Here is a 6,998-nt window from a genome sequence, read left to right on the forward strand (position 1 = left end):
AATCCCCGCCCGATACCGGTAAATGATGCCCTCCATAACCCGGCGGTGGTCCTGAAACGGGCGACCAGGACGACCAGACGACGACGGCATCAACGGCTCAATCCGAGCCCACTCACTCTCAGACAACACGGCAGTACGAGACATGAGTCAATTCTGCCGAAAACCCTCACCAGGCTTTAGGAGACACGCCCTAGCAGTGAAAGACCGAGGAGGCTCATGCCGACCGTGAATCCGACTGTCCAGCGCGGGCGCGTGGGATCTGGGGCGCTTGCAGCTGCGGCCATTGCGCGGGTGCTGCCCAAACCTCGGACGGCGTTGCGCGACCCGACGAGCGCGGTCGCGTCGCCCAGGTTGGCCCTGAGCTCGCGCCTCAGATCGCGTCGTCTCCGGCCAGAGACGCCGGCGAAGTCGAGCCACAGGTCGTAGGACAGGGTGGCGCCAACGATGCGGACGCGGTCGAGGACATTCATGCTGGATTCCTTCTGTTAAGGACATGATCAACGTTGGCGGTGAGCGTGGTCCACGCGTCGAGTGCGCGAGTCGCTTCTGACTGTCCGGCGGCGGTGAGAACGTAATACTTTCGTGCCGGTCCCGAGGCCGACCGTACGAGGCGCGAATCAAGCAGCCCGGCCGACTCGAGACGAGTCAGTGCGGGATATACGCTGCCTTCCGTAAGCTCCGTGAAGCCAGCCTCTCGAAGGCGAACCACGAGAGCGTATCCGTAGTCGTCCTGGTCACCGACGAGGCGCAGCAGGAGGAGGGAAAGGACTCCCTTGAGCATCTGCGCATCGTGTGCCATTCCGCAAGCATATGACCTAGTACTAGGCATACACAAGTACCACGTTCACCACCAGAGACCCCTAAGTGAAATGAATGTCGGATCCAGCTACCTACAAGTGTGAGTGGCGCCGCAAATTCGTCCCGATAAACGTTCGGCCAATGGGACGGGTTACGTTCAGAGCAATGTCGCTTCGTTCAGGTCTCCCAGTCCTCTTCGAGGTTCCGGAAGGGCCGAAGCTGCGTTCCAGTCGAGTCTGCCGTGAAGGTGTAGCGACCCAGCATGTTGATGTGTTCTGAGACCAGCGGAGAAAGACGTCGCACGTCTTCATCGGCAACACTGGCGCCACGGCCGCGGAGCTCGGTGAGTGCGGCGTCCAGGTAGCGGGTGTTCCACAGAATGACGGCGTTCAGGACCAGGCCAAGGGCTCCGAGCTGATCTTCTTGGCCTTCCCGGTAGGACTGCCGTATCTGGCCTCTCCTGCCGTGGAAGACGAGTCTGGCCAGGGCGTGGCGGGATTCTTGCAGTGTCAACTGGGTATGAATTTGCCGGCGGTAGCTCTCGTCAACATCGATGAAGTCCAGCAGATGCTCGGTTTTGGCTATTCTGCCCCGTGCCGATCCTCCTCAGACCCCGGGCCGGCGCGCGGTGGGATACGTTCATGGCGATATTGTAGCGCGGGCCGTGATTGAGGGGTTCGCGGCGTGTGAGGCGCTCGCCACGGTAAATGAGGACTGCGCCGACGCATGTTTGGTTCTAGAGGGCGACGCAGAGAGAGCGAACTGCTTCCTGGCCAACCTGGATTGCGTGGAGAGAGGTTTGCTGGCGAACAGGGTGTTGTCCTGGCATTTGCCCCGGGGCCGGTAAACAACCCTCCGGCTCCTTGCCACGTGTCAGGCAGCCTGCGCGGTGTCAAAGACCGCGTGTGAAGCACTCGCCAACCAGAACGAAGGCTGGGCCACGTGTTCGATGGCGTGCGATCGAGTCAGCGAGGCCTGCGCCCGATTAGTGGCCATTCTGAAATTGATTGGACGGCGCCATCGTGTTTCATTGGAGGAGCCGCTGGTCTTGGCTCGATGGTGGTGTCCGCGCGGCGGGAGCGGTGTGGTTATTCGGTGAAGTCCTGGTCGTGCCAGTCGATGTCGGTCGTCGTAATCGTTTCCTCTATTGGATAGGACTTCGGTGCGGTCAGTGCGTGGATGCGGGCGTTGAGCACGGCGAGTACCAGAGTCGAGTCGGGTCCCGTCCACCGGGAGACCTCAGGGATGCTGATCAGCGCAGTCATCGGGCCCACGATCATGGTCACGATCACGGTATCTCCGTCATCATCTACGGCGGGGAGGTCCAGGGATTCTTTGGTGTTGCTCGTTCCCAGCGCGATGACCAGCTCTAGGAGAGCGTCTGCGACGTCGTCGGGAGTCAGGAACGACGTCCCACCGTATGAGATCCGTTTCATACACCCCAGTTTGGCCCCGCGCGGGCCGGGGGCCAAGGCCCTTGCGCAACACCCCGCGAGAGAGAACACTTTCCAAACATCGCGAAGCCGTGGGGCGTGTTGGGGGTTGGCTAGCTTATTGCAAGCGGCCGCCGATGTAGCGGGTGGCTTGGGTCCCGGGAATGAGTCGCCCTGTCATGCCGAGAGAACGCGCCCCCTCCTGGCAAGGGAGGAGGCGCGTCAACTCACGGCCTGACGGGGCGTCACACCGGACGTGACCGGATGCTCGGCCTAGTGGCTGTGTGCGCTTGTGCGGATCTTGCCATTCACGCCCGCGGGGAAGAACCCGCCGGAGGTAACTTCGTCGGCATTGAGGTAGGCAATATTGAGGACCTGGCCCGTGGTGCGGCTAAAGGCCAGCCCGTTCGCATCTGTCGGCACGAGGTTGGCCGTGTCGGCCGTGCCGATGCCCTGGTCGAGATCGGTGGACCCGTCGGGGCTGTCGCGGGCGTCGGAGATCTTCTGCACGCTGGGGTAGATCGATGGAGTGTTGACCCCGAGGGCGTAGAGGGTCGCCCGGATGACCCCGGCGTGATATGCCTCCACGGCAAGGAGGCCGGCCGCCGCGTCGAGATAGGTTTTGTTGCGAATTAGTGGGGTGGCGCCCTTGTAGGCGGTCACGCCGACGTCCTCAAAGATGAAGGCGCCGAACAGGAAATTGACCTCGTTCGCGTACACGTCGAACTCTTCCGTCGGGCCGATAAGGCCTGCGGCGCGTGCTGCCGAGGTGAAACTGTCGTCTAGGCTCAGCTGCGGACGGGATACGGCCGCGCCTCCGAGCGCGCTGCGGAGGAACGCTACGTGTGATTTTTCATCGGCGGCGATCTCTTCGGCATACTTGCGGATTAGCGGGGTGTCGAAGGACACGGCGCGCCCGCCGGAGACATCGCCGCGAGTTCCTTTGCCCGTCGTCATGTCGTCCGGTAGTCCATCGCCGGTGACCGCGTGTAGGTAGAACTCGGCCTCGAGGTATTCCAGGTTCAAGGCGAAGTTGAGAATGGCCGAGTCGCTAGGGCTGCCGTTGGCGTCGTCACTTCCGCTCTCGTGGGCGAGGGCGGGCTGACCGGCGAGGAGCACGGCAGAACCGACACCGAAACCGGCGACGCTGGCGGCTTGGAAGAACCGCCGCCGGTCTAGGGGGGATTCGGCGCTTCTGCCGATCGCATTCGTGATAAATCGCGGATCGAACATGAACATTCTCCTGCCATTTCGGGTCAATGGCGTGGGCGGGACCCCCCGTGCGCACCCAGTGTGCCTGGGTACAACCGTCCTCGCGTCAAAGCCTCGATGACCTTGCAAAAGAAAGATGATAAATAGTCAATTTATCGTGATTTCTAGTCGCGTATGTCTTCGTGGGAATGCGGAGATTGCCCGTCGCGTCTGCGTCTGTGGCAGTTCACTGCTTTCGCCGAATCGCTGATGGGTTCATTCCTCTCGCGGGCCGGAGGCGATGCGCAGCACCACGTTTCCCTTTTGAGTCCGGTATCGACGTAGCGGTGTGCGTGGAAAGATCGAGCGTCAGGCCGACCGGGTAGACGCTGGCCGCAAAGGCCGAGCGCAAGAGCCGCGACAACGCCGCCGCGTGGACTCGCGCCCGCGCGGCGCTTGACCGCCTGCCCGAAGGAGGCGAACCGATCAAAATTGGCCACCACTCCGAAGGCCGCCACCGCAACGCGATCGCCAAAGCAGATAACACGATGCGTAAATCAGTCGAAGCCAGCGCCGACGCCACCCACGCCCAAGCGCGAGCCGACGCCGCCACCCACCCCACCGACGCCCGATACCGGCCCGTAACGGTTGCCAACCGAATCGACACGTTGGGGGGCCGAGCTTCGAAAGCTGGAACGGCGCATCATCGCACCGTGCTACGACGACGCACGCGGCTACGTCGACGCAACCGAAACGCAGCAGCAGGCACGCGCGGAGTGCCTGGCCCCGCACATCGCCGAGCAGCGCGACCAGATCGCCTACTGGGAGGCCGTGCGCGCCGCCCAGATCGAGAGCGGCACGGCCACCGGCTACGACCGTACCAACGTCAAGAAGGGTGACCGGGTGAAGATCCGCGGCCAGTGGCGCGAGGTCGTACGCGCCAACCTCAAGACCGTCAGCGTCACCACCGGGCATACCTGGACCGACACCGCACCATATGCGGAGATCCAGCAGCACCAGCGACCCGAATAGACGCCGCCGTTCAGGCCGGCCCACCCAGGGCCGGCCGCAGCGAGGGGGACAGCGCCCCCTCACACTCCCCCACTAGGTGGACCCGGCCCGGAGGCCGGACCCATACGGAGCCGGCTCCGCCGGCCTGCCCCTTGAGAAGACTTTTCTTCCCTTGGTGGCCCGGTCATCGTAGTTCGCTTCACGCCTGCGACACCCGCAATCTCAATCGGTTCTTTTGCCACCACGGGAGAAAGCGGTGGGCGGCAACACAACTGCTGCCCACGAGAGCACGGCGGGGGCGGTGATCAAAGAAGGCGAGAGATGAGATTTCAGGAGCGGTGGTGGGAGCCGGCCAGGGTGGGGATCTGATCGGCGGGGTCTTCCGTCCCCGCCGGGGCTTCGTCGGCGGGCACCAGTCCTGCGTCGATGGTGTCGTCGGTGTTCAGGTGCACTAGCTGGTCGCGGGAGAACCCGAAGAACCAGGTGGTGAAGAATCCCACGGTGTAGGCAACGATCAGGCCGGAAGCGTAGCCGAGTGCGGCGGCGCCCCAGCCGTGGCTGCCTTGGAGCAGCGGGAACAGCGACACGTCACTGGCGCCGATGGCGATCGCGCCGACGGTGTAGCCGAGCTGGTCGAATAGGCCGATCACCGCGCCGCCGAACGCGCCGCCGATGCAGGCGGTGATGAAAGGACGGCCCAGCGGCAGGGTGACACCGTAGATGAGTGGCTCGCCAACTCCGAGAAATCCTGCGGGCAGTGCGCCCTTGATGGTCCGTCCGATGCTGGTGTTGCGACGGAGCCTGAAGAAGACGGCGATCGCGGCACCGATCTGGCCGGCGCCGCCCATGGCCAGGACCGGCAGCAGGGTGGTGTAGCCGACCTGTTCGATCAGGGTGGTGTGGATTGGGGTGAGTGTCTGGTGCAAGCCGGTCATCACCAACGGCAGGAATAGCCCGCCGAGGACGAAGCCGGCGAAGACACCCGCAGTGCTCAGCAGCCAAGTGGCGCCGATACCGATCTGGATTGACACCCAGCCGGCGGCCGGCATCAGGAGGAACAGGGCGGCGAGGCCGGCGATCAGCACGGTCAACGTGGGCACGATGAACAAGGCGAGCACGTCAGGGGCCCATCTGCGGGCCCACCGCTCCACGTACGCGCCCAGGATGGCGGCGCCCATGGCGCCGAGAACCCCTCCCTGGCCGGGGGCCAGTTGCTGCCCCCAGACGACAATGTTCGCGACTCCGGGGGCCACGATGATTCCCCCGATGACGCCGCCGATGATGGGCGTGCCGCCGAACTCCTTAGCCGCGTTCATCGCAACGAACACGGCGAGCAGGGCGAAGAACCCGCTGGACATGACGCTGAAGATCGGAGACAGGGTGGCCAACCACGGAACCTGGCCGCTTGTGGCCAGGTTGGTCAGGATTCCGTTGATGCCGGCGATGAGACCGCAGGCGATCAGTGCGGGGATCAGTGGGACGAAGATGTTGGAGATGCGTCTCAGAGCGTTCTTGACCGGGGTGTTGTTGCGCTGCTTGTTCTGTTGCCGGATGGCCGCACCTTTGTCGGCCAGCTGAGCGGCCGAGGAGGCAGCCGACCCTTCCGTGCGGGCGGCGCTGAGGGCCGACTCCACGTCGATGGCCACCCGGTCGACCAGACCCGGGCCCAGCACGATCTGGCAGTTATCGCCGGGCAGTGCGGCGAGCACCCCGTCGATCGCACGCAGTGCGGCGACATCGACTCGATCCTGGTCGCGGACGCCGACACGCAGTCGGGTCATACATTTCTCGACGTCGATGATGTTCTCGGCGCCGCCCAGACCAATGAGCAACTGGTCTGCGATGACTCGTGAGTCGGCCATGACTGATGTCCTTTCGAGCAAAGTGCGGGGTTGCGCGGGGCTCCTAGTGGGATGGAGAACCCGGGCTGCAAAATTATGTCGTGATATGAAAATAGCTTTCACAGACTGAGGAGTCAAGAGGTAATTACTTTCACCGGTTGTCTGCGTTGTTGACGGCATGTTTCGGCGATCCCCAGACCGGGATCTCTGCTTCGCACGTCCTGGTCGGCGCCCCGGTTAGATCGATGGCGGAGTCCGGATGGGTCAGCTCGGCCAGGAAAATAGCAGCTCGGCGGCGTCGACGGTTGTGGTAGTCGTCGGCGCAAACACGGCGCCCGGCGGGCTCTGCAGAATGATGACCAGGCAGATGTCGGCGTAGCCGTGGGCGGCAATGACCTGTGGGTCGAATCGGACTACCGGGTCGCCGGCCTGCACGGTGGACCCTTCGGTCGCCAACACCTCGAAGCCCTCGCCGTTCATGTGGACCGTGTCGATGCCAAGGTGGACCAGGATCCCGGTCCCCGACGTGGACTGGATGACGAAGGCGTGCGGCTGGACCGGACGAGGGTGCCACTCACCGGCGCACGAGCCGTCACGGGGCCGGCGTTCCGGTACGGTTGAACTGCCCCGTTACTTTCTTCGTATCCCTTGATCGTGTAGTTATGTGAGGGTGTTGGCCTGTCAGGCCCGGCATGGTTGTTGCCCCCAGTCGCCCATGATCCGG

The 6,998-nt window shown here is 63.7% G+C and carries 7 protein-coding genes and 3 pseudogenes; 2 read left to right on the forward strand and 8 right to left on the reverse strand.

The annotated features are described in order from the left end of the window. From E3T48_RS11915 to E3T48_RS11940, 6 genes and pseudogenes are all read right to left on the reverse strand, one after another. The coding region (locus tag E3T48_RS11915) for a transposase (RefSeq protein WP_134524275.1) at positions 1-144 on the reverse strand (144 nt) is incomplete at its 3' end. 32 nt (positions 145-176) lie between these two features. Then, a complete protein-coding gene (locus tag E3T48_RS11920; RefSeq protein ID WP_134524276.1) occupies positions 177-470 on the reverse strand; it encodes a hypothetical protein in 294 nt (97 codons plus the stop codon). Then, positions 467-799: a PadR family transcriptional regulator gene (locus E3T48_RS11925; protein ID WP_134524277.1), complete on the reverse strand. Its 333-nt coding sequence runs from the start codon at positions 797-799 to the stop codon at positions 467-469. Before E3T48_RS11925 ends, E3T48_RS11920 begins: the two co-directional genes overlap by 4 nt. Before the next feature lie 176 nt (positions 800-975). After that, a pseudogene (locus E3T48_RS11930) lies at positions 976-1,389 on the reverse strand (Tn3 family transposase); the annotation flags it as partial. 497 nt (positions 1,390-1,886) lie between these two features. Continuing rightward, positions 1,887-2,234 (reverse strand): hypothetical protein, encoded by a 348-nt coding sequence (locus tag E3T48_RS11935; protein WP_134524278.1) that lies wholly within the window; start codon positions 2,232-2,234, stop codon positions 1,887-1,889. A gap of 270 nt (positions 2,235-2,504) precedes the next feature. Further along, a complete protein-coding gene (locus tag E3T48_RS11940) occupies positions 2,505-3,464 on the reverse strand; it encodes a ferritin-like domain-containing protein (protein ID WP_134524279.1) in 960 nt (319 codons plus the stop codon). A gap of 347 nt (positions 3,465-3,811) precedes the next feature. Between E3T48_RS11940 and E3T48_RS17630 the strand changes: the two are divergent. Beyond that, positions 3,812-4,033: pseudogene (locus E3T48_RS17630) on the forward strand (DUF3560 domain-containing protein); the annotation flags it as partial. A gap of 37 nt (positions 4,034-4,070) precedes the next feature. Continuing rightward, positions 4,071-4,454 (forward strand): hypothetical protein, encoded by a 384-nt coding sequence (locus E3T48_RS17295; protein WP_241986793.1) that lies wholly within the window; start codon positions 4,071-4,073, stop codon positions 4,452-4,454. 308 nt (positions 4,455-4,762) lie between these two features. Here the strand turns inward: E3T48_RS17295 and E3T48_RS11950 are convergent, their stop codons facing one another. Next, positions 4,763-6,295, reverse strand: a complete 1,533-nt coding sequence (locus tag E3T48_RS11950; protein WP_134524280.1) for a PTS transporter subunit EIIC — start codon at positions 6,293-6,295, stop codon at positions 4,763-4,765. A 243-nt stretch (positions 6,296-6,538) separates the two neighbouring features. Continuing rightward, positions 6,539-6,814 (reverse strand): annotated as a pseudogene (locus E3T48_RS11955) (PTS sugar transporter subunit IIA); the annotation flags it as partial. Between the last annotated feature and the right edge of the window lie 184 nt (positions 6,815-6,998).

Source organism: Cryobacterium fucosi, from assembly GCF_004403515.1.
In the GTDB taxonomy this organism is placed as follows: domain Bacteria; phylum Actinomycetota; class Actinomycetes; order Actinomycetales; family Microbacteriaceae; genus Cryobacterium; species Cryobacterium fucosi.